Source organism: Acetomicrobium sp. S15 = DSM 107314 (assembly GCF_016125955.1).
Lineage (GTDB): Bacteria > Synergistota > Synergistia > Synergistales > Thermosynergistaceae > Thermosynergistes > Thermosynergistes pyruvativorans.
Genome location: NZ_JADEVE010000169.1, coordinates 1 through 527, shown reverse-complemented (window position 1 = coordinate 527; position 527 = coordinate 1). Strand labels below are relative to the sequence as shown.

Annotated in this window: 1 protein-coding gene and 1 pseudogene; one reads left to right on the top strand and one right to left on the bottom strand. The window is 49.7% G+C overall.

Annotation, left to right across the window (positions count from 1 at the left end; translation table 11 throughout):
- On the bottom strand, window positions 1-168 hold a 168-nt coding region (locus tag EZM41_RS14620; protein WP_198469731.1), incomplete at its 3' end, for an aminotransferase class I/II-fold pyridoxal phosphate-dependent enzyme.
- 182 nt (window positions 169-350) lie between these two features.
- Here EZM41_RS14620 and EZM41_RS03950 point away from each other — a divergent pair.
- Window positions 351-527, top strand: a pseudogene (locus EZM41_RS03950) (hypothetical protein); the annotation flags it as partial.

Below are 527 nucleotides of genomic sequence, written 5' to 3'. Positions count from 1 at the left end.
GTGCTTTACGGCAAGTTCCGCAATAAGATCGAGGTCCGAGGACGGCAGCACGCCTCCCGTCGGATTTTGCGGCGTATTTATGATTATCATCTTTGTCTTAGGAGTTATGAGCGCTTCGAGCTCTTTAGGATCGAAGCTGAATGCCCTCTCGATTGAGAGGTCCGCCATACTTTCCTAGCTCCGTAGACTCAGGAATTCCTCCTATACCCTTTTAATTTCTTCCCGCAACATGGCATCACGCCTTTTGCGAGGCGAGTGAGAAGCTGGATCGATTTGGCTGCGTTTTCTTTAGCAAGTATTCGACTGAGCGATCTGTAGTGTTCGGGCATTTTGGCTAAGGCTTCGTAATCTTGTCTTTAAGTTCGTCGATAAAGGCAACCATCATTTTGCGCAAGGCGATACGAGCATCGCTCAAGCGCAAGACTCAGATAGTATTCCCCAAAGAAACGGGCTTCATCCTCCTCTATTTGGACATTTTCCCTGGGGCTACTGTCGTGGAGTGCGGCACCGGTTCCGGTAGTCTGACG